Genomic DNA, 22,079 nt, shown 5'->3' on the forward strand with positions numbered 1-22,079 from the left:
TCAGCTCTTGGCGCCGCTGACGCCAGTGACACCAGCCTTGTTGCGCGCTGCCAGGGAGGCAATCAAGCCGTCGATGCCCTTGCTGTTGATCTCCTGGGTGAACTGGGTGCGATAGGTATCGACCAGCCAGATGCCCAGCACGTTGAGGTTGTAGATCTTCCAGCCACCGGCCTCGCCCGGGGTCTTTTCCAGGCGGTAGTCGAGCTGCACCGGCTCGCCGCTGCCGCGCACCTCGGTACGCACCAGCACTTCCTTGTCTTCGGCTGAGCCACGGAAGGGCCGCACGGTGACTTCCTGGTCGGTGACCTGGTCGAGCGCGCCGGCATAGGTGCGCACCAGCAGCGTCTTGAATTCTTCCTGCAGGCGCTTTTGCTGCTCCGGCGTGGCTTCACGCCACTTCGGGCCGACGGTCGAGGCGGTCATGCGCTGGAAGTTGACGTTGGGCATGATCTTGGTGTCGACCAGCAGCATGATCTTGTTGATGTCGCCGGCCTTGATCGACTTGTCGGACTTGATCGTCTGCAGCACGTCGGTGGTCAGGCGCTTGACCAGCGCATCGGGCGCCTCGTCGGCGGCGCGCGCCAAGGGCGCCAGCCCGACGGCCGCACCCACCAGCAGCGCGCCGGCCAGCAGCACACGGCCGAAGCCGCGGCGTTGATGAAGAGTGGCAGTGGTCGTCTTGTTGTGCATGATGTGAAAGATCCCTTGTTCGATGCGCTCGCACGATGTTCCTGCCCGCTTAGGGGCCGGTTTCGTGCGCGAGGTTCCCGTTGTGTTGTAGGCGCGCGCGCCGTGGCTCAAGGCTCGTCAGGCGGATTGCCGTCGTAGACGTCATTGCGCCGGCGCTGCAGGAAGATGTCCCGCGTGAACGAATACTTGTCGAGGGCCATCTGGTCAAGCATGCGGTCGACCTTCAGCAATTCGGCCCGGGCATCCACCAGACGCAAGGCATACATCGAGTTGCGCAACGGAATGTTGTCGACGTTGGAGATCAGCCCACCTTGATAGTCCACCGGCAACGCCGCCGTGTCGCGCACGGTCGACGGCCCGAGGATGGGTAGCACCAGGTAGGGGCCCGCGCCCACGCCATAGCGTCCCAGGGTCTGGCCGAAATCTTCGCGATGCCGCTCGATGCCCGCCTCGCTGGCAACATCGAGAAAGCCGCCCAGCCCGAAGAAGGTGTTGACGTTCACCCGCATGAAGGTTTGCGCGCTTTGCTGGCCACGCAGCTGCATCACGCTGTTGGCAAAGCTCCAGACGTCGGTCAGGTTGTTGAAGAAGTTGGTGACGCCGGTGCGCAGCAGTTGCGGAACGACGGTCTCGTAGGCCACGGCCACGGGCCGCATGACCGCGCCGTCGACGACGTCGTTGAAGCGCGTCACGCCGCGGTTGAAGGGCTCGAGCGGGTCGACTGGATTGGCTTGCGGGCCGGTGGCACAACCGCCCAGGCAGGCCGCGACCAGGGCCACGGCCCCGAGCCGGCGGGCCGTGCTGCCGGGCGCGCTACCCGCCCCGTGGCGGATCAAAGTTGGCTTCATTTCTTGTTGTTGGACGTGCCCCCCGCAGCTTGGCTGCCTTCCGCGGCCTTGCTGTAGAGGAATTGGCTGATCAGGTTTTCAAGGACTACCGCCGACTGGGTTGCCGTGATGGTGTCGCCCGCCTGCAGGTTTTTTTCTTCCGCGCCTGCCTCGATGCCAATGTACTGTTCACCGAGAAGGCCGCTGGTCAGGATCTTGAGCGAGCTGTCCTTGGGGAAACTGTAACGGCTTTGCAACGCCAATGTTACGTCTGCCTGAAAGTTCTTGTCGTCGAAGGTGATGGATTCAACACGCCCCACCACCACGCCGGCGCTCTTGACCGCGGTTTGCGGCTTCAGCCCGCCGATGTTGTCGAAACGCGCGCTCACCTTGTAGGTGCTCTGGAAGCTCAGGCTCAGCAGGTTGGCCGACTGCAGCGCAAGGAACAGCAAGGCAGCAGCGCCGATCAGCACGAACAGGCCGACCCAGATGTCGTTCTTGGAACGTTGCATTTCTTGTACCCTTCTCTTTTCTATCTCTTCAGCGCCCGCACGCTCTTTTTCAGATGCTGAACATCATGGCGGTGAGCACGAAGTCCAGCCCCAGCACCGCCAGCGACGCCATCACCACCGTGCGCGTGGTGGCCCGGGACACGCCTTCCGGCGTGGGCTGCGCCTCATAGCCTTGCAGCAGCGCCACGAAGGTGACCGTGACGCCGAACACCAGGCTCTTGACCACGCCGTTGCCGACATCGCGCCAGACATCGACACCGCCCTGCATCTGGCCCCAGAAGGCGCCCGAATCCACGCCCAGCATGACGACGCCCACCACATAGCCGCCGGCCACGCCGACAGCACTGAACACCGCCGCCAGCAGCGGCATGGTGATGACGCCCGCCCAGAAGCGCGGCGCCAGGATGCGCTGCACCGGGTCGACCGCCATCATCTCCATGGCGCTCAGTTGTTCGCCCGCCTTCATCAGGCCGATCTCTGCGGTCAGCGAGGTGCCGGCGCGGCCAGCGAACAGCAAGGCCGCCACCACTGGCCCCAGCTCGCGCACCAGGCTCAGCGCCACCAGCAGCCCCAGCGCATCGGCGGAGCCATAGCGCTGCAAGGTGTAGTAGCCCTGCAGCCCCAGCACGAAGCCGACGAACAGGCCCGAGACCGCAATGATCGCCAGCGAGTAGTTGCCCAGAAAGTGGATCTGGTCGCGCACCAGGCCAAAGCGGCGCGCGCTGGCGCCGGCTTGTGCCAGCAGGCGCACGAACAGCTGCGCCCCCCAGCCCAGGTCGGACAGCTTGGAGCGCACGGCAAAGCCGAGGTCGGACGGGCGCCAAATACTCATGCCCGCCCCCCATCGGCGTTGCCGAAATCATCGTCCACGCTGACGCCCGGATAGTGGAAATGCACCGGCCCGTCGGCCAGCGCATTGACGAACTGATGCACCAGCGGATCGGTGCTTTCGCGCACCTCGGCCGGCGAGCCCTCGGCCGCCACGCGGCCGTTGGCGAGGATCACCACGTGGTCGGCGATGCCGAAGGTTTCCTCCAGGTCGTGCGAAACCACGATGCTGGTCAACCCCAGCGAGTCATTCAGGCGCCGGATCAGCTGCGCGGCGGTACCCAGCGAAATCGGGTCGAGTCCGGCAAAGGGCTCGTCATACATCACCAGTTCGGGATCGAGCGCGATGGCGCGCGCCAGTGCCACGCGCCGCGCCATGCCGCCGGAAACTTCGCTGGGCATCAGGTCGCGCGCGCCGCGCAGGCCCACGGCCTCCAGCTTCATCAGCACGATGTCGCGCACCAGCGCCTCGGACAGCGGGGTGTGCTCACGCAGCGGAAAGGCGACGTTGTCGAACACGCTCATGTCGGTGAACAGCGCGCCGAACTGGAACAGCATGCCCATGCGCCGGCGCGCCTGATAAAGCTGCGTCCGGTCGAGGCTGGCGACGTCCTGGCCATCGAACAAGGCCTCGCCGCGCTGGGCGCGCAACTGCCCGCCGATCAGCCGCAGGACCGTGGTCTTGCCGCCGCCGGACGCGCCCATGATGGCGGTGACCCGCCCGCGCGGAACGCGAAACGACACGCCGTCCAGGATGACGCGTGTGTCGTAGCCGAAGGCAAGGTTCCTGAATTCGACGAGTGAGGAGGGAATGGCCAAGGCGGTCATCGTGCAAAAAAAAGAGAGCCGGGTGTTCCGATGAGGGAATCCCGGCTCTGCGGTTACACGATGATAAATGAACGCGATGGCTGGCGTTTTTCCAACACTAGGAGGCCGTCGGGCTTGGGCATGGCCCCGCGCCGCTGCCTGGGACTGCCAGGCAAGGCGTGGGCGAGGCCGTGTGGCGAGCCACACAACGAGCCCGCAACGCGGCATGGCAGTCCCAGGCAGCGCGAAGGGTTGCGCGAGACAGGGCGCATGCGGCGTTGCCAATGCTCGCTGGACTTCAGTCCAGCTTGCGCTTGGCGCCTTGCCTGCGCCCTGCCTCGCGCAACGCGGGGCCATGCCCAAGCCCGACAGCCTCCTAGCGCGGCAGGTCGCTGAAGCCCATCAGGAACTCGTCCACCGCGCGAGCGGCCTGGCGGCCTTCGCGGATGGCCCACACCACCAGCGACTGGCCGCGGCGGATGTCGCCGGCGGCAAACACCTTCGGCACGTTGGTGGCATAGCCGCCGATGAACTCGACCGTGGCCTTGGCATTGCCGCGCGCATCCTTCTCGACGCCGAAGGCTTCCAGCATCGGCGCGACGGGGCTGACAAAGCCCATGGCCAGCAGCACCAGGTCGGCCTTGAGCACCTGCTCGCTGCCGGGCACCTCGACCATCTTGCCGTCCTTCCACTCGACGCGAACGGTCGTGAGGCCGGTGACCTTGCCCTTCTCGCCGATGAATTCCTTGGTCGAGATGGCGAACTCGCGCTCGCAACCTTCTTCGTGGCTGGAGCTGGTGCGCAGCTTGATCGGCCAGTAGGGCCACGTCATCGGACGGTTTTCCTCGATGGGCGGCTGCGGCAGCAGTTCAAACTGCGTGACGCTGGCGGCGCCGTGGCGATTGCTGGTGCCCACGCAGTCGGAGCCCGTGTCGCCGCCGCCGATCACGATAACGTGCTTGCCGGAGGCAGTGATCTGGCCCTTGACCTTGTCGCCGGCGTTGACCTTGTTCTGCTGCGGCAGAAACTCCATCGCGAAATGGATGCCGTCCAGGTCGCGGCCGGGCACCGGCAGGTCGCGCGACTGCTCGGCGCCGCCGGTCAGCACCACCGCATCGAACTCCTTGTCGAGCTCTTCGGGCGTGACCGTTTCCTTGGCCCAGTTGGTGACCTTGGAACCCTTGCCCAGCGGATCCTTGGCAGCGCCCACGACCACGCCGGTGCGGAACACCACGCCTTCGGCCTTCATCTGCTCGACGCGGCGGTCGATGTGCGACTTCTCCATCTTGAAGTCGGGGATGCCATAGCGCAGCAGGCCGCCGATGCGGTCGTTCTTCTCGAACAGGGTGACGTCATGGCCGGCACGCGCCAGCTGCTGCGCCGCCGCCATGCCGGCCGGGCCGGAACCCACCACCGCCACCTTCTTGCCGGTCTTGTGGCGCGCCGGATGCGCCTCGACCCAGCCCTCTTCCCAGGCGCGGTTGATGATGGCGTGCTCGATCGACTTGATGCCCACCGGGTCGTCGTTCACGTTGAGCACGCAGGCGGCTTCGCAGGGCGCCGGGCAGATGCGGCCGGTGAACTCGGGGAAGTTGTTGGTCGAATCCAGCACCGCGAAGGCGCTTTGCCAATCGTTGCGATAAACGAGGTCGTTGAAGTCCGGAATGATGTTGTTGACCGGGCAGCCGCTGTTGCAAAAGGGCGTGCCGCAGTCCATGCAGCGTGCGCCCTGGACCTTTGCCTGTTCGGCGTTCAGGCCGACCACGAATTCCTTGTAATGCTTGACGCGCTCCTTGACGGGCTTGTAGCCCTCCTCGATGCGCTCATGCTCCATGAAGCCGGTGATTTTTCCCATCGTGCTGTCCTTGTGTTCTTGTGTGTGCTGCTGCCTTGGGCTCAGACCTTGGCCGGCTGGCGCGTGGCATGCGGCTCCAGGCCCACATGCGCGTTGTTGCCGCTGCTGCTGGCTTCCACCTCGCGGTCGTGGATCTCGGACAGTGCGCGCTTGTACTCGTTCGGGAACACCTTGACGAAGCGGGTGCGCGCCGTCGCCCAGTGGTCCAGCAGCTCGCGTGCGCGCTTGCTGCCGGTCCAGCGGTGGTGGTCTTCCAAGAGCTTGCGCAGCAGCGCCTCGTCGGTCTGACCGCCGTGCCAGACGGCGCGCTTGACGCTGGCGGTCTGCTCGGCCGAGGTCAGCACCTTGTCCAGCGAGACCATCGACAGGTTGCAGCGCGAGGCGAATTCGCCGTCCTCGTCGTAGACGAAGGCCACGCCGCCGCTCATGCCGGCCGCGAAGTTGCGCCCGGTCTTGCCCAGCACGGCCACCGTGCCGCCGGTCATGTATTCGCAGCCATGGTCGCCGGTGCCTTCGACCACCGCCGTGGCGCCCGACAGGCGCACGGCAAAGCGCTCGCCGGCCACGCCGCACAGGAAGGCCTCGCCGGTGGTCGCGCCGTAGAGCGCGGTGTTTCCGACGATGGTGTTCTTGATCGCTTCACCGCGGAAATCCAGGCTCGGGCGCACCACCACGCGGCCGCCCGACAGGCCCTTGCCGGTGTAGTCGTTGGCGTCACCGATCAGGTAAAGCGTGATGCCGCGCTGCAGGAAGGCGCCGAAGGACTGGCCGCCCGTGCCTTCCAGCTGGATGCGGATCGAGTCGTCCGGCAGGCCCTGCGGATGCACCTTGGTCAGCGCGCCCGAGAGCATCGCGCCCACCGAGCGGTTGACGTTGCGCGCCACCTCGATGAACTGCACCTTTTCGCCCTTTTCGATGGCGGGGCGCGACTTCTCGATCAGCTTGACGTCCAGGCTCTTTTCCAGTCCGTGGTCCTGGTTCTCCACATGGAAGCGCGGCACTTCGGCCGGCACCTCGGCTCTGGCGAACAGGCGGCTGAAGTCCAGGCCGCGTGCCTTCCAGTGCTCGATGCCCTTGCGCATGTCGAGCAGGTCGGCGCGGCCGATCAGGTCGTCGAACTTGCGCACGCCCAGCTGGGCCATGATCTGGCGCACTTCCTCGGCGACGAAGAAGAAGTAGTTCACCACGTGCTCGGGCTTGCCGGTGAACCTCTTGCGCAGCACCGGGTCTTGCGTGGCCACGCCCACCGGGCAGGTGTTGAGGTGGCACTTGCGCATCATGATGCAGCCCTCCACCACCAGCGGGGCGGTGGCAAAGCCGAATTCATCGGCGCCCAGCAGCGCGCCGATGGCGACGTCGCGGCCGGTCTTCATCTGGCCGTCGGCCTGCACCCGGATGCGCCCGCGCAGGCGGTTCAGCACCAAGGTCTGCTGGGTTTCGGCCAAGCCGATTTCCCAGGGGCTGCCGGCATGCTTGATGGACGACCAGGGCGATGCGCCCGTGCCGCCGTCATGGCCGGCGATCACCACGTGGTCGCTCTTGCACTTGGCGACGCCCGCGGCGATGGTGCCCACGCCCACCTCGCTGACCAGCTTGACGCTGATGCTGGAATGCGGCGCCACGTTCTTCAGGTCGTGGATCAGCTGCGCCAGGTCTTCGATGGAGTAGATGTCGTGGTGCGGCGGCGGCGAGATGAGGCCCACGCCCGGAACCGAGTAGCGCAGCGCGCCGATGTAGTTCGACACCTTGCCGCCGGGCAGCTGGCCGCCTTCGCCGGGCTTGGCGCCTTGCGCCATCTTGATCTGGATCTGGTCGGCCGAGGACAGGTACTCGGCGGTGACGCCGAAGCGGCCCGAAGCCACCTGCTTGATGCGCGAGCGCAGCGAGTCGCCATCCGCAAGCGGCAGGTCGACCTCGACGTTGGCTTCGCCGATCACGCTCTTGAGCGTGTCGCCCTTCTTGATCGGGATGCCCTTGAGTTCGTTGCGGTAGCGCGCCGGGTCTTCGCCGCCCTCGCCGGTGTTGCTCTTGCCGCCGATGCGGTTCATGGCAATGGCCAGCGTGGAATGCGCCTCGGTGCTGATGGAGCCCAGTGACATGGCGCCGGTGGCGAAGCGCTTGACGATCTCGGCCGCCGGCTCGACTTCGTCCACGGGGATGGCCTTGGTCGGATCGAACTTGAACTCGAACAGGCCACGCAGCGTCAGGTGACGCCGGCTCTGGTCGTTGACGAGCTGCGCGTATTCCTTGTAGGTGCTGAAGTTGTTGGCGCGCGTGCTGTGCTGCAGCTTGGCAATCGCGTCGGGCGTCCACATGTGCTCTTCACCACGGGTGCGCCACGCGTATTCGCCGCCGGCGTCCAGCATGTTGGACAGCACCGGGTCGTCGCCGAAGGCGGCCTTGTGCGTGCGGATGGCTTCCTGCGCGATCTCGAACACGCCGATGCCCTCGACCCGGCTGGCGGTGCCGGTGAAGTACTTTTCGACCGTCTCGGTGTTCAGGCCGATGGCCTCGAACAGCTGGGCGCCGCAATAACTCATGTAGGTGGACACACCCATCTTCGACATGATCTTGGACAGGCCCTTGCCGATCGCCTTCACATAGTTGTAGATGGCCTTCTCGGCGCTCATGTCGCCGGGCAGGTCTTCGTGCATGGCGGCCAGGGTTTCCATCGCCAGGTAGGGATGGACGGCTTCGGCGCCGTAGCCGGCCAGCACGCCGAAGTGATGCACTTCGCGCGCCGAGCCGGTTTCCACCACCAGGCCGGCGGTGGTGCGAAGGCCTTCGCGTACCAGGAACTGGTGCACCGCCGACAGCGCCAGCAGCGCCGGAATGGCGATCTGGGTGGCGCTGACGCCGCGATCGCTGACGATCAGGATGTTGTGGCCGCCCTTGATGGCATCGACCGCTTCCGCGCACAGTGAAGCCAGCTTGGCTTCCACGCCCTCATCGCCCCACGCCAGCGGGTAGGTGATGTCCAGCGTATAGCTCTTGAACTTGCCCTGCGTGTACTTGCCGATGTCGCGGATCTTGGCCATGTCGGCAAAGTCCAGGACCGGCTGCGACAACTCGAGCCGCATCGGCGGGTTGACCTGGTTGATGTCCAGCAGGTTCGGCTTCGGGCCGACGAAGGACACCAGCGACATCACGATCGCCTCGCGGATCGGGTCGATCGGCGGGTTGGTCACTTGCGCGAACAGCTGCTTGAAGTAGTTGTACAGCGGCTTGTTCTTGCTGGACAGCACGGCCAGCGGGCTGTCGTTGCCCATGGAGCCGATGCCTTCTTCACCCGCCTGCGCCATCGGACTCATCAGGAACTTGATGTCTTCCTGCGTGTAGCCGAAGGCCTGCTGCTGGTCCAGGAGCTTGACCTCGGACTTGGGCACCGTGACCGATTCGGCCTGCACGCTGTCGAGCTTGATGCGCAGGTTCTCGATCCACTGCTTGTAGGGCTTGCTGTTGGCCAGCGTCGACTTGACTTCCTCGTCGTCGATCATGCGGCCCTGTTCCAGGTCGATCAGGAACATCTTGCCGGGCTGCAGGCGCCACTTGCGCACGATCTTCTGCTCCGGCACCGGCAGCACGCCGGATTCGGAAGCCATGATGACCAGGTCGTCGTCGGTCACGCAGTAGCGCGAGGGGCGCAGGCCATTGCGGTCCAGCGTGGCGCCGATCTGGCGGCCGTCGGTGAACACGATCGAGGCCGGGCCATCCCACGGCTCCAGCATCGCGGCGTGGTACTCGTAGAAGGCGCGGCGGCGCGGATCCATGGTGGCGTGCTGCTCCCACGGCTCCGGAATCATCATCATCACGGCCTGGCTGATCGGGTAGCCGGCCATGGTCAGCAGTTCGAGACAGTTGTCGAAGGTCGCGGTGTCGGACTGGCCGGCGAAGCTGATCGGGTACAGCTTGGCCAGGTCGGCGCCGAGCACGGGCGAAGACATCACGCCTTCGCGCGCCTTCATCCAGTTGTAGTTGCCCTTGACCGTGTTGATTTCGCCGTTGTGGGCGACGTAGCGGTAGGGGTGGGCCAGCGGCCACTCCGGGAAGGTGTTGGTCGAGAAGCGCTGGTGCACCAGGCCCAGGGCCGAGACGCAGCGATTGTCTTGCAGATCAAGGTAGTAGGTGCCCACTTGATCAGCCAGCAGCAGGCCCTTGTAGACCACCGTGCGGCTCGACATGCTGGGAACGTAGTACTCCTTGCTGTGCTTGAGCTTCAGGCGCTGGATGTTGGCGCTGGCCGTCTTGCGGATCACGTAGAGCTTGCGCTCCAGGGCGTCCTGCACGATCACGTCGTCGCCGCGGCCGATGAAGACCTGGCGCAGGATCGGCTCCTTTTCACGCACCGCGGGCGACATCGGCATCTCGCGGTTCACCGGCACGTCGCGCCAGCCCAGCAGCACCTGGCCTTCGGCTTTGATGGCGCGCTCCATTTCCTGCTCGCAGGCCAGGCGCGAGGCGTGTTCCTTGGGCAGGAAGATCATGCCCACGCCGTACTCGCCCAAAGGCGGCAGGGTCACGCCCTGCTTGGCCATTTCTTCGCGGTAGAGCAGATCGGGCAGTTGCACCAGGATGCCGGCGCCGTCGCCCATCAGCTTGTCGGCGCCGACGGCGCCACGATGGTCGAGGTTCTCGAGGATCTTCAGCGCCTGCTGGACGATGGCATGGCTCTTTTCACCCTTGATGTGGGCCACGAAGCCGACGCCGCACGCGTCATGCTCATTGGCGCCCGAGTACAGGCCATGTTCTTGCAGGTATTGAATTTCGGCAGCCGTCGTCATGGCGCACTCCTTGGACAGTTTTTCGCAGGGATCGCAAGGATATTGCGTTGCACAATCAATGCCAACCACTTTAATGGGGGTCAGATTCTAATTAAATTCCAAGTAATTTGCTCGGAATTTAAATGGGGGCATATCAAAAATGGTAGCAACCCAACCAAGCTGGGCAATGCCGAGCCGCAATTCAGACTAGCTTTTTTCGACCCGTGGGCGTCGTCCTGGCCTGCCCTTGACCACGCGACGATCAGTGTTCTTTTGTAGCAATTCCACAAAACCAGCATCGCCAGCCGCCCAGCCGCGCAAGGTGGCTTCGGTCAAGAGCGTGATGTCGGCCTGCGCAACACCGGCGTGCACCAGTTCGGCGTAGGCCGCTTCGCGGGCAAAGGGGGTGTTGCCCAGCGACCAGTACAGCGGGTGCGGCGTGATCAGCTTGTCGCTGCGCAGCCCCGCATAGTGGCCATGGCTGGACCAGGGGTAGTCGCGTGCATCGGCGACCATCCCCGCGCGCACAGGATTCAGATCGATGTAGGCCATGCAGGCCAGGAAGTAGCGATCGGTCTGGATCAGGGTGGAGCGGTAGCGGCCCTCCCACAAGGTGCCGCTGCGCCCATGGCGGTCGTTGAAATAGCGCACGTAGCGCCGCCCCACCGCCTGCATCCACTGCGGCAAGCCGTCGCCGGTCGATGGCGTGGCCAGCAGGTGAAAGTGGTTGTCCATCAGCACGTAGGCATGCAGCGCCACCTGCAGCCGGGCCGCATGCTCGCCGATCAGCGCGAGCAGCATTTCGCGATCCTCTCGGTCGGCAAAGATGGGCTGGCGATTGTTGCCGCGCTGAATCACATGGTGCGGCTGGCCCGGCAAGGTCAGGCGGGGAAGGCGTGCCATGGTGCTGCCCGAAGCGCGGCCGCTCAGCCGAGGCGAAAGCGGCTTTCCAGCAAGGACTCCAGCCCGAACTGGGAGAGCAACTCCGAAAGCCTTGCCGCCGCACTCGCCTTCCGGTGGCCGGTGTGGCGCGCGATGATGAGCTCGTTCTTCATGCTGTGCTCCCAGCCCACCAGTTCCGTCACCGTGACCTGGTAGCCGTGCGCCTCCAGAAACAGGCAGCGCAGCACGTTGGTGAGCTGGCTGCCGATTTCCCGCGTGTGCAGCGGATGGCGCCACAGCTCGGCCAGCGGCGTGCGAGACAAGGCCAGCGCCTTGCTTTCGCGCAGGCAGGCCGCCACCTCCGCCTGGCAACAGGGCACCAGCACCATGAAGCGGGCCTTCTTGGCCAGACCAAAGGCGATGGCATCGTCGGTGGCGGTGTCGCAGGCGTGCAGCGCGGTCACGACGTCGATGCGCTCGGGCAGCTCGGCCGCGCCGGTCGCCTCGGCCACGCTGAGGTTGAGGAAGGACATGCGGTCGAAGCCCAGCCGCGCCGCCAGTTCGCGCGAGCGCGACACCAACTCGGAACGCGTCTCGATGCCGTAAACATGCCCATCGTGCCCACTGAGCCCACCTTCGCCGCGCGCGCGAAAGAACAGGTCGTAGATGATGAAGCCCAGGTAGGACTTGCCGGCACCATGGTCCGCCAGGCTTGCATGCTTGCCCTCCTCGGGCAGCTCCAGCAGCAGCTTCTCGATGAACTGGAACAGGTGGTAGACCTGCTTGAGCTTGCGCCGCGAATCCTGGTTGAGCCGCCCTTCCCGCGTGAGGATGTGCAACTCCTTGAGCAGCTCGATCGACTGCCCCGGCCGCAGCTCCTGCTGCACCTCGGCCTGCGCCTTCTCGGTCTTGGAAAGCTTGAGCGCCAGGGTCATTTCATGTCTCCGCCGGGGCCGACGTCCAGCGCAACCCAGCCGTCGGGGCCCAGGCGCTCCAGTGTCTCGATGTTGCGCTCGAAGATGTCGGCCGCATCGGGAAAGGCATCGACTGCCTGGCTCACGCTGTCCTCGCGCAGCAGATGCAGGGTGGGATAGGGCGAGCGGTTGGTGGCATTGGCGATGTCGCCCTCCTCGCTGCCGGCGAACTGGAATCGGGGGTGGAAGCTGGCCAGCTGCAGCACGCCGTCGTAGCCCGCGCGCGCCAGCCGGCGCTCAGCCCGGCCGGTGAAGTCGTTGAAATCCAGAAAGTCCGCCAGCGCCTGCGGCGCGATCAGCAAGGTGGTGTCACGCACCGCCGCGTCGTGCGCCAGCAGTTGGGCGGCCTCGAACATCAGGGCATCCAGCAGGCCCGCTTCGTCGGCCTGGTGATAGACCGCATAGTGGATCTGCTGCTTCACATGCACCGCCTTCGCAAAGGGGCACAGGTTCAGGCCGATGACGGCGCGCTCCAGCCAGCGCCGGGTGTCGGCCAGCACGCGCTCTTCATAGGCGTTGTCGCGCGCCGTGATCGCGTCGTCGATGTTCATCATCATGGTGATGCCGATGTGTTGCTCGCCGTGGTTGTGGTCCCTGCCAGGTGCTGGCGCAGGGCCGCCAGCCGCGCCACCGCCAGCATGCCGACCAGCGAGCAGGCCAAGGTGGCCACCCAGGTCCATTGCCAGCCACCGGCACGGTGCGCCAGCCAGGCGACCGCGGGCGGCGCGAAGAATTGTCCCAGCGATGAAGCCTGCTGCATCAGCCCAACCGTGGTCGATACGGTGGTGGACGACGGCGCCAGCCGCACCGCCAGCATGAACAGGGTCGCCGGCACCATGCCGCCGCCCAGCGAAAAAAGGCAAACACAAGCGTAGCGCAGCGCTGCCGGCAGCGCCCGGACTTCGTCGCCATGTCCCCACTGCGCGAAGGCGGCCACGCTGCCCACCAGCATCACGCCAAAGCCCCAGCGCAGCAGCCGCTCGGGCGCAACGCCCGCCTGCAGCAGCCGACCACCGGCCAGGTTGCCGACGATGTTGGCCGCGGCCGCCGCCGCGCTCAGCACGCCGCTCAAGCCGGCCGCGATGCCGGCTTCGGCATAGATGGCAGGCAGGAAGCCGATCACCGCCATCCATTGCGCGGAGTAGACGGCAAATGCCAAGCCGAGCATGCGCGGCCCGGCCGCGCCCAAGGTCTGTGACAGGCGCTCGCGCCAAGCTGGCGCGGTGGCCGGGCCGCCTTGCGGTCGGGCATCGGGCGGCACCGCACGCACGACCCAGATCGCCGCGACGGCCGAGATCGCCGACAGCAGCCACCACCAGCCAGGCCAGCCACTGCGAGCGATGAACGGCGGCCCGACCAGCAAGGCCAGCGCCACGCCCAGCGGCATGTAGGCGCCCCACAAACCCAGCGCGCTCTTTTCGGCGTCGGGCGGCGCCAGCGCGCGGATCAGGCCGGGCCCCGGCATCACGGTCAGCAGGAAACCCACGCCCTCCAGCGCGCGCAGGGCCAGCAAGAAAGTCAGCGCGTGCGGCCCGGGATCGACGAATGCGCCGGCACTGCCGGCCAGGGTGACGAGGGCCAGCCCGATCAGCATGCTGCGTCGCAAGCCCAGCGAATCGGCCGCCAGGCCCGCCACCAGGCCCAGCGTCATGCCCGCCAACTGCACCAGCGACAGCAGAAAGCCGGCCTCCACCAGGCTGATGCCCAGCGCTTCGCGCAGCGCGGGCACCGCTGGCGGCAGCTTGCCCAGGTGCAGGGCGGCGGCGACACCGGCCGCCACCACGGCGAAGGCCGCCGCCGGCACCGAGCCATCGCGCCGCTCGCCGGCAGCTGGCGTGTTCAGGCGATCCATGTGCGGCCCGTCAGGCGCTCGTGCTCGCGCATGGCGTAGCGGTCGGTCATGCCGGCGATGTAGTCGGCCACGGCGCGGTGCAGATCGGCTTGCTCCGCATAGGCCTGGGGCATTTCCGCGGGTTGCGCCAGGTAGGCGTCGAACAGCTCGCGCACCACGTCCTGCGCCTGGGTGGTGGTCTGGACCACGCGCGGATGGCGGTACAGATTGGCAAACAGGAATCGCTTGAGCTCGCTCGACTGGACCCGCATCGCATCGCTGAACAGCACCAGCGGCGGGCACCGCCGCGCGGCGTCGGCATCGCCGGGCGCAGCCTCGGCAAGGGCCGCGCGGGTGGCATCGATCACGTCGTAGACCTGCGCGCTGAGCATGCGGCGGATGGTTTCATAAAGCAGGCGGCGGCCGGCCAGCTGGGGGTACTCGGCCACGGCTTCGCGCCGGAAGCGCTCGAACAGCTCGACTTGCGCCAGCTGGCCGATATCGATCAGCCCGGAGCGCACGCCATCGTCGATGTCGTGTGCGTTGTAGGCGATCTCGTCGGCCAGGTTGCACAGCTGGGCTTCCAGGCTGGGCTGCGTACGCGCGAGGAAGCGGTGCGCAACGCCGTGCGGCTCGCCCTGTTCGATGCGCTCGGCATTGGCGCGCGAGCAATGTTTGAGGATGCCCTCGCGCGTCTCGAAGCTCAAGTTGAGGCCGTCGTACTGCGGATAGCGGTGCTCCAGCCGGTCGACCACCCGCAGGCTCTGCAGGTTGTGCTCGAAGCCGCCGTGCTGCGCCATGCAGTCGTTCAGCGTGTCCTGGCCGGCATGGCCGAAGGGCGTGTGGCCCAGGTCGTGCGCCAATGCAATGGCCTCGACCAGGTCTTCGTTGAGCTGCAGCGAGCGCGACACCGAACGGCCCAGCTGCGCCACTTCCAGCGAATGGGTGAGCCGGGTCCGGAACAGGTCTCCCTCGTGGTTGAGAAAGACCTGCGTCTTGTAGACCAGGCGCCGGAAGGCAGTGGAGTGAACGATGCGGTCGCGGTCGCGCTGGAAGTCGTCGCGCGTGGGCGCCGGCGGCTCCGCGTGGCGCCTGCCGCGCGACGCTGCCGCATGGCTCGCGTAAGGCGCCAGGCTCATCTCAGAGCGGCTCGCAGCAAGCGGCGAGAACGTCACGCACCATGGCGTCAGGCGCGCTGCGCACGACGGCCGAGCCCGGCTTGTCGAGCACCACGAAGCGGATTTCGCCGGCTTCGGACTTCTTGTCGACGCGCATCAGCGCCAGGTAGCGCTCGGCCCCCAGCGCGGGCCCGCGCACCGGCAGGCCGGCAGCCTCGATCAGCTTCGTGAGCCGCTGCACAAAGGCGGCATCGACACCGCCCAGGCGCTGCGAGAGCTCTGCCGCCAACACCATGCCGCAGCCCACCGCTTCCCCATGCAGCCACTCGCCATAGCCCAGGCCGGACTCGATGGCATGGCCGAAGGTGTGGCCGAAGTTGAGGATGGCGCGCAGGCCGGCTTCGCGCTCATCCTGGCCTACCACCAGGGCCTTGATCTCGCAGCTGCGGCGCACCGCATGGGCCAGCGCGGCCGGCTCGCGCGCGAGCAGGGCCTGCAGATTCGCCTCGATCCATGCCAGGAAGTCCATGTCGTGGATCGGCCCGTACTTGATGACCTCCGCCAGCCCCGCGCTCAACTCTCGCGGCGGCAGGGTCTTGAGCGTTGCCAGGTCGCACAGCACGCGCTGCGGCTGGTAGAAGGCGCCGATCATGTTCTTGCCCAGCGGGTGGTTGATGGCCGTCTTGCCACCCACCGAGGAATCGACCTGGGCCAGCAAGGTGGTCGGCACCTGGACGAAGGGCACGCCGCGCATGTAGCTGGCCGCGGCAAAGCCGGTCATGTCGCCCACCACGCCGCCGCCCAGTGCATACAGGACCGTCTTGCGGTCGCAGCCGTGGCTCAGCAGTGCATCGAAGATCAGGTTGAGCGTGGCCCAGTCCTTGTAGACCTCGCCGTCGGGCAGCTCCAGCACATGGACCTGGGCGTGGCGCCCGGCCAGCGCTTCGCGCAGCTGGGCGGTGTACAGCGGGCCGACAGTGGAGTTGGTGACGATGAGCGCGCTGGCGGCGCGGGGCAGCGCGTCGAGCGCCTGGGGCTCCTGCAGCAGGCCGCTGCCGATCAGGATGGAATAGCTTCTTTCGCCGAGTTCGATCTCGACACGCGCATGGGGGGCTGGCACTGGCATAGCCGTCGAGTTTAGGCGCTGGCCCAAGGCCGCGCCCTGCGGCAGGCCAATCAAATTGGCGTGTCGTCCGCTGGCGGAACGGCGATGCCGGCCAGTTCCAGCTGCATCACGATCAGATTGACCAGCATGGCCACCGTGGGGCGGCCGGTGTCGACGATGTCGTGCGCCGTCTCGCGGTACAGCGGGTCGCGCGCCGTGTGCAGCTCGCGCAGGCGGCCCAGCGGGTCCTGCACTTGCAGCAGCGGCCGCTTGACATCATGCCGCAGCCGTCGGAACAGGTCTTCAGGGGAAGAGCGCAGGTAGATGACGTGGAAGCTGCGGTGCAGCTGGTGCCGGTTGGCCTCGCGCAGCACGGCGCCGCCGCCGGTGGCCAGGACGCCGGTGGGCGCCTGCGCCAACTCGGCAATCACGGCCTGCTCGATGTCGCGAAAGCTGGCTTCGCCCTCACGATCGAAATAGTCGCGGATCGAGCAGCCGATGCGCTGCTCGATGAGCTGATCGGTGTCCACAAAAGGCCACTGCAGTCGCTGCGACAAGCGTCGCCCGACTGCAGATTTCCCGGAACCGGGAAGGCCAACGAGTGCTACCGCCACACAGCGGGCGCCACGCCCCGCGCGTCAGCGCGCGGCGTTACGGTCGGTAATCATCTTCGGGGTGATAAAGACGAGCATTTCGGTCTTGTTCGCAGTGCGATTGCGCGTCCGGAACAGTGCCCCCACATAAGGCACCTCACCCAGCACCGGGATGCGCGATTCGTCATTGGTTTCGGTCATCTCGAAGATACCACCAATGACCACCGTGCCGCCGTTCTCCACCAGCACTTCGGTCTGCACGTGCTTGGTGTTGATGGCGAAGCCCGCCAGGGTCTGCTGGCCCACGGTGTCCTTGTTGACGTCCAGGGTCAGGATGATGTTGCCCTCCGGCGTGATCTGCGGCGTCACCTCGAGCTTGAGGTTGGCCTTGCGGAAGGCGATGGAGGTCGCGCCGCTGGAGGTCGCCACCTGGTAGGGCAGCTCGGTGCCCTGCTCGATCAGTGCCTTGGTCTGGTCAGCCGTCACCACCCGCGGGCTGGACACCACCTTGCCCTTGCCGTCGGCTTCCAGGGCGGAGATTTCCAGGTTCAGCAGGCGCGAGAAGCTGGAGTTGAACAGCGAGATCGCGAAGGTGCCCGGCACGTTGCCGGTGCCGCTGGGGCTGATGGCCGGCAGGTTCACGAAGTTGCCCGACGTCGGCGAGCCGAAGGTGGCGGTGTTGCCCGACAGGGTCGGCTGCGTGCCGATGGAGCTGTTGTTGTTGATGAAGGCCCCGCCCATGCGCACACCCAGCGACTTGCCGAAGGTGTCGGAAGCTTCCACGATACGCGCCTCGATCAGCACCTGGCGCACCGGTATGTCCAGCTTCGTGATCAGCTCGGCCACGTCGGCCAGGCGCGAGGGGATGTCGGACACGAACAGCTGGTTGGTGCGCGATTCGGCAATCACGCTGCCGCGCGGGCTCAGGATGCGGGTGTTGTTGGCGCCACCGCCACCGCCACCGCCGCCGCCAGCCAGGCCCTGGCCGGTCAAGCCCTGGGCGATCACGATCGCCTTCGTGTAGTTGAGCTGGAAGGACTGGGTGCGCAGCGGCTCCAGGTTGGCAATCGCTGCCTGGGCTTCGAACTCACGCTTTTCCTTGGCGTCGATCTCGTCCTTGGGCGCGATCCACAGCACGGAGCCGTTCTTGCGCATGCCCAGGTTTTTGGCCTGCATGATGATGTCCAGCGCCTGGTCCCAGGGCACGTCCTTGAGGCGCAGGGTCAGGGCACCGGTCACCGAATCGGAGGTGACGATGTTGAAGTTGGTGAAGTCGGCAATGACCTGCAGCAGCGAGCGGATCTCGATGTTCTGGAAGTTCAGCGACAGCTTCTCGCCGCTGTAGCCAACGCCTTGGGTGAGCTTGGTCGGGTCGATCTTGCGGGGACGCACTTCCACCACGAACTGGTTGTCGCTCTGGTAGGCGCTGTGCTCCCACTCGCCCTTGGGCTCGATCACCATGCGCACGCGCTCGCCCTGCTGCTGGGTGGTGATGGTCTGCACCGGCGTGCCGAAGTCGGCCACGTCCAGGCGGCGGCGCAGGCCTTCAGGCAAGGTCGTCTTGGTGAATTCGACCACCAGGTTCTTGCCTTGGGGACGGATGTCCACGCCCACCTGGTTGTTGGCCAGATCGACGATCACGCGGCCGGTCTTGTCCGAGCCCAGGCGGAAGTCGATGTCGCGCAGCGGCAGCGAGTCGCGGTTGCGGTTCTCGGCGAACTGGGACGTCGCGGACTGCGCCTGCGCCACACCGGCCACCTGGCCCAGCTGCACCAGCACCGACTTGCCCTGCAGTTCGGCCTTGTAGGTGGTGGCTTCCTTCAGGTTGAGCACCAGGCGCGTGCGCTCGCCGGCCTGCACCACGTTGACCGAACGCAGGTTGCCCTGATTCACGTCGATGGTCGAACGGCCAATGGCATTGGTCACGCCGGGGAAGTCGAGCGCAATGCGCGCCGGCGACTGGATGGCGAAGCCGGTCGGCAAGGCCGACAGCGGCTGCGTCAGGTCGATGCGGATGAGCTCGCTGCCCGCCTGCATCGAGCTGGTGACCGACTCGATCGCGTTTTGCGCATGGGCCGCGCAGGCCGCACCAAGCGCGAGCACGGTGGCGCCAACGGCACGCAGCCACGTTGCCATCGCGATTTTTCTTTGATTCATTTCTTCGACCTCTCTTGCAACACCAGCGTCGCCGGGCGTTCGATCCATTCACCGGCGGCGTCCTGCACGATTTCACGCAAGCCGAGTTCGGTTTCGGTGATACGGGTAATGCGCCCGTAGTTCTGACCCAGGTAGTTGCCCACCCGTACTTGATAAAGCAGTTTGTCCACGTTGATCAGCGCCACCGGCTGACCATTTCGAGCCAGGCTGCCGACCATCGCCATGGCGTCCAGCGGATAGGCCTCCAGGGCCTCCTTGCGGCGAGCAAGCTCGGGCGCGATCAGGCCGGACATGCTGGGCTGGTTGGAATCACGGCGCAGCGCCTGCGTCAGCTTCATGCTGTTGAAGGGCTCGAAAGCAGCGCCTTCGCTGTAGGCCTGCGGCGTGAACTTCTTCGGCTCGGAAATGGGCGGGACGTTCGGGCGCACCTGGGCGCGCTGCTCGGCCATCCATTGCTGGAGTTCCTCGCGGTCCGAGCCCACGCAGCCGGTCAATGCCAGCAGGGCGAGCCCCATCCAGGCGATGTTGCACAGGCGGGTCATTTCTTGGCACCCTTCTGCGCGGCGGCGCGCTTCTGGGAGGCCTGCTCTTCCGGATCGAGGTAACGGAAGGTCTTGGCGGTGGCGTCCATCGTCAACGCACCATCCTTCTGCGGCGTGATCGCCAGGTTGTTCAAGGTCACGATGCGCGAGAGGTTGGCGATGTCGGCGGCGAAGGCGCCCATGTCGTGGTAGCGGCCAGTGACGCGCACGGCGATCGGCAGCTCGGCGTAGTAGTCCTTCACCGACACCTGGCCGGGCCGGAACAGCTCGAACTGCAGGCTGCGGCCCAGGCCGGACTGGTTGATGTCGGATAGCAACGCGTCCATTTCCGCCTTACTGGGCAGTTGCTTCTCGAGCAGGATCACGTACTGCTGAACTTGTTCGCGCTGCTTCTTCAGCAAATCGAGGTTGGCAGCCTGCGCCACCTTCTTCTTGTAGTCCTCGCGCAAGCTCACTTCCTTGGCGCGCGCCGCTTCCAGCTCGTCGTTCGAGTTGGTGAGCCAGAGGAACCACAGGCCCACCAGCACCGCCACCACCACCAGCAGGAACAGGGCGTAGCGCGGCAGCGTCGGCCAGACCGACGGGTCATTGGGGTTGAGGCCCCGGAACTGGTTGGCCATGCGCCGCGCGGAGGCGGCGACGTCGATTCTTTGCGTGGAGCGTTTCTTTGCCATACGCCCTTACCCCTTTGCCGCCGTGGCCGGCGCCTTGCCGGCCGGCGCGTCCTGCGCAGGCTTGTTCGCGTCGGTCGGCCGCTTCAGGCCGATACGCATCGTGAAATTGGCCACCCGGCGCTGATCGCGCGCGCTCAGCGAAACCGTTGCCGCCGTGATCTCGACCAGCTCGGGCTTGACCAGCCAGGGGCTGCTGTTGCCCAAGTTGCGCAGCAGCTCGGACACGCGCTCGTTGGACTGCGCCATGCCCTGCAGGGTGACCGTCTGGTTGTCCTGCTTCATGGTCGTGAGGTAGACGCCATCGGGCAGCTGCCGCACCAACTCATTGAGCAGATGCACCGGCATGTTGCGATCGCCCTGCAGGTCTTCCACGGCCTGCTGGCGCGCGCGCAGTGCAGCGATCTCGGCCTGCAGGGTGGAGATCTCGCGGATCTCGGCTTCCAGCTTGGTGATCTCGGCCTGCAGGAACTGGTTGCGCGAGTTCTGGCTGGCGATCTGGGCTTCGTACCAGACGTAGGCGGCACCGGCGATCAGGCCACCGATCAGCGCCGAGGCGCCCAGGGCAGCATAAAAATTGTCGCGCCGACGCTTGCGCGCGGCCTCGCGGTGCGGGAGCAGGTTGATGAGGATCACTGCTGGAACCTCCGCATGGCCAGGCCGCACGAGGTTAGATAAGAAGGCGCTTCACGCCGCACCTTCTTCTCGCGGATTCCGGCCGCCATCTCCATGCCATCGAAGGGATTGATCAGCGAGCACGCGAAAGAAGTCTGGCGCGTCACGGCGCTGGTGAGGCCCGGCAACGATGCCGAGCCACCGGCCAGCAGCACATAGTCCACCCGGTTGTAGGGCGTGCTGGTAAAGAAGAACTGCAATGCGCGGGCGATTTCCTGGGCGATGCTGGCCACGAAGGGCTTGAGCACGCCACTGCCGTAGTCATCGGGAAGGTCGCCGCTGCGCTTCTTGGTCTCGGCCTCTTCCGCCGAAAAGCCGTACTGGCGCACGATCAGCTGGGTGAGCTGTGCGCCGCCAAAAGCCTGGTCGCGGTCATACAGCACCTCGTCGTTGCGCAGCACCTGCATGCTGGTGGTGGATGCGCCAACTTCGAACAGGGCCACCACCGCGTCCTGGCCCTGGCCAGGCAGCTGCTCGATCAGGCGCGAAGCCGCCAGGCGAGAAGCATAGGACTCGACGTCCAGGATCATCGCCTTCAGGCCCGCGGCCTCGGCCAGGCCCTGGCGGTCCTGCACCTTCTCCTTGCGCGAGGCGGCGATCAACACCTCGACGTCGCCGGTGGAATTGTTGGCCGGCCCGATGACGCAAAAGTCCAGGCTCACTTCGTCCAGCGAGAAGGGGATGTACTGGTTCGCCTCGGATTCGACCTGGATCTCGAGCTCCTGTTCGCTCAGGCCGCCCGGCAGGACGATCTTCTTGGTGATCACCGCGGAAGGCGGCAGCGCCAGCGCCACATGCTTGGTGCGGGTGCCGCTCTTGCGCACCACGCGACGCACGGCTTCGGCGACTTCATCGAATTTCTCGACGTTGCCGTCGGTGATCCAGCCACGCTCCAGCGGCTCGATCGCGCAACGCTCGAGCACCAACTTGCCCGACGCGTCGCGCCCAAGTTCGACCAGCTTGACGCTGGACGAACTAACGTCCAGTCCGAGCAACGGCGCGGACTGACGGCGAAACAGCGATCCAATTGCAGCCAAGTTCGATCCCGATGAGTTGTAACGATTCGAAAAATGTGCGTAAAAATTCCGGCTTCGGGCTGATGCTAGTGCAAGCTCTCCAGCGATCCAAGCGGCAAGCTACGCACTCGGCAACATTCGTTGTCAAAAGCTGACGTAAATGCGTGTCCGTGCAACTTAGGTCACAAATTCGAGTACTTGGGTCTTAAAGGCGCAGATAGAGCCGTTCGCGAGGG

19 protein-coding genes are annotated in these 22,079 nt (G+C 65.9%); all 19 read right to left on the minus strand.

Annotated features, from left to right (window positions below):
* The 19 genes from ACIPRI_RS02540 to ACIPRI_RS02630 all read right to left on the minus strand — a co-directional run bounded on the left by ACIPRI_RS02540 (position 1) and on the right by ACIPRI_RS02630 (position 21,864).
* The gene (locus ACIPRI_RS02540) at positions 1 to 690 is read right to left on the minus strand and encodes an MlaC/ttg2D family ABC transporter substrate-binding protein (protein ID WP_446588161.1); all 690 of its coding nucleotides are present in this window, start codon (positions 688 to 690) and stop codon (positions 1 to 3) included.
* A 107-nt stretch (positions 691 to 797) separates the two neighbouring features.
* Positions 798 to 1,538, minus strand: coding sequence for an MlaA family lipoprotein (locus ACIPRI_RS02545; protein ID WP_446588164.1), 741 nt, complete (start codon positions 1,536 to 1,538; stop codon positions 798 to 800).
* Positions 1,535 to 2,029: an outer membrane lipid asymmetry maintenance protein MlaD gene (mlaD, locus tag ACIPRI_RS02550; RefSeq protein ID WP_446588166.1), complete on the minus strand. Its 495-nt coding sequence runs from the start codon at positions 2,027 to 2,029 to the stop codon at positions 1,535 to 1,537. Before mlaD ends, ACIPRI_RS02545 begins: the two co-directional genes overlap by 4 nt.
* Positions 2,030 to 2,078: 49 nt before the next feature.
* On the minus strand, positions 2,079 to 2,861 hold the full coding sequence (gene mlaE / locus ACIPRI_RS02555; protein WP_446588168.1) for a lipid asymmetry maintenance ABC transporter permease subunit MlaE: 783 nt from the start codon (positions 2,859 to 2,861) through the stop codon (positions 2,079 to 2,081).
* On the minus strand, positions 2,858 to 3,685 hold the full coding sequence (locus tag ACIPRI_RS02560) for an ABC transporter ATP-binding protein (RefSeq protein ID WP_446588170.1): 828 nt from the start codon (positions 3,683 to 3,685) through the stop codon (positions 2,858 to 2,860). Before ACIPRI_RS02560 ends, mlaE begins: the two co-directional genes overlap by 4 nt.
* 355 nt (positions 3,686 to 4,040) lie before the next feature.
* Positions 4,041 to 5,519, minus strand: a complete 1,479-nt coding sequence (locus ACIPRI_RS02565) for a glutamate synthase subunit beta (RefSeq protein ID WP_446588172.1) — start codon at positions 5,517 to 5,519, stop codon at positions 4,041 to 4,043.
* Positions 5,520 to 5,560: 41 nt separating this feature from the next.
* Positions 5,561 to 10,300: a glutamate synthase-related protein gene (locus ACIPRI_RS02570; RefSeq protein WP_446588174.1), complete on the minus strand. Its 4,740-nt coding sequence runs from the start codon at positions 10,298 to 10,300 to the stop codon at positions 5,561 to 5,563.
* A 186-nt stretch (positions 10,301 to 10,486) separates the two neighbouring features.
* The gene (locus ACIPRI_RS02575; protein WP_446588176.1) at positions 10,487 to 11,182 is read right to left on the minus strand and encodes an REP-associated tyrosine transposase; all 696 of its coding nucleotides are present in this window, start codon (positions 11,180 to 11,182) and stop codon (positions 10,487 to 10,489) included.
* A 23-nt stretch (positions 11,183 to 11,205) separates the two neighbouring features.
* A complete protein-coding gene (locus tag ACIPRI_RS02580; RefSeq protein WP_446588178.1) occupies positions 11,206 to 12,096 on the minus strand; it encodes a class I SAM-dependent methyltransferase in 891 nt (296 codons plus the stop codon).
* Positions 12,093 to 12,686: a DUF1415 domain-containing protein gene (locus tag ACIPRI_RS02585; RefSeq protein ID WP_446620366.1), complete on the minus strand. Its 594-nt coding sequence runs from the start codon at positions 12,684 to 12,686 to the stop codon at positions 12,093 to 12,095. Before ACIPRI_RS02585 ends, ACIPRI_RS02580 begins: the two co-directional genes overlap by 4 nt.
* A gap of 2 nt (positions 12,687 to 12,688) precedes the next feature.
* Positions 12,689 to 13,987 carry an MFS transporter gene (locus ACIPRI_RS02590; protein WP_446588180.1) on the minus strand — a complete coding sequence of 433 codons (1,299 nt, stop codon included), beginning with the start codon at positions 13,985 to 13,987 and terminating at the stop codon, positions 12,689 to 12,691.
* Entirely contained in the window at positions 13,975 to 15,105 is a 1,131-nt protein-coding gene (locus ACIPRI_RS02595; protein ID WP_446588182.1) for a deoxyguanosinetriphosphate triphosphohydrolase, read from the minus strand. Before ACIPRI_RS02595 ends, ACIPRI_RS02590 begins: the two co-directional genes overlap by 13 nt.
* Position 15,106: 1 nt before the next feature.
* Positions 15,107 to 16,210 (minus strand): 3-dehydroquinate synthase, encoded by a 1,104-nt coding sequence (aroB, locus tag ACIPRI_RS02600; RefSeq protein ID WP_446588184.1) that lies wholly within the window; start codon positions 16,208 to 16,210, stop codon positions 15,107 to 15,109.
* Positions 16,211 to 16,260: 50 nt separating this feature from the next.
* Positions 16,261 to 16,803: a shikimate kinase gene (locus ACIPRI_RS02605; RefSeq protein ID WP_446588186.1), complete on the minus strand. Its 543-nt coding sequence runs from the start codon at positions 16,801 to 16,803 to the stop codon at positions 16,261 to 16,263.
* Positions 16,804 to 16,827: 24 nt separating this feature from the next.
* A complete protein-coding gene (gene pilQ / locus ACIPRI_RS02610) occupies positions 16,828 to 18,939 on the minus strand; it encodes a type IV pilus secretin PilQ (RefSeq protein WP_446588188.1) in 2,112 nt (703 codons plus the stop codon).
* Positions 18,936 to 19,481, minus strand: a complete 546-nt coding sequence (locus ACIPRI_RS02615) for a pilus assembly protein PilP (protein WP_446588190.1) — start codon at positions 19,479 to 19,481, stop codon at positions 18,936 to 18,938. Before ACIPRI_RS02615 ends, pilQ begins: the two co-directional genes overlap by 4 nt.
* Positions 19,478 to 20,155, minus strand: coding sequence for a type 4a pilus biogenesis protein PilO (locus ACIPRI_RS02620; RefSeq protein ID WP_446588192.1), 678 nt, complete (start codon positions 20,153 to 20,155; stop codon positions 19,478 to 19,480). Before ACIPRI_RS02620 ends, ACIPRI_RS02615 begins: the two co-directional genes overlap by 4 nt.
* Before the next feature lie 6 nt (positions 20,156 to 20,161).
* Positions 20,162 to 20,788, minus strand: coding sequence for a PilN domain-containing protein (locus ACIPRI_RS02625; protein WP_446588194.1), 627 nt, complete (start codon positions 20,786 to 20,788; stop codon positions 20,162 to 20,164).
* Positions 20,785 to 21,864: a pilus assembly protein PilM gene (locus ACIPRI_RS02630; RefSeq protein ID WP_446588196.1), complete on the minus strand. Its 1,080-nt coding sequence runs from the start codon at positions 21,862 to 21,864 to the stop codon at positions 20,785 to 20,787. The genes ACIPRI_RS02625 and ACIPRI_RS02630 overlap by 4 nt, the downstream gene beginning before the upstream one ends.
* Between the last annotated feature and the right edge of the window lie 215 nt (positions 21,865 to 22,079).

The organism is Variovorax sp. LARHSF232, assembly GCF_052871435.1.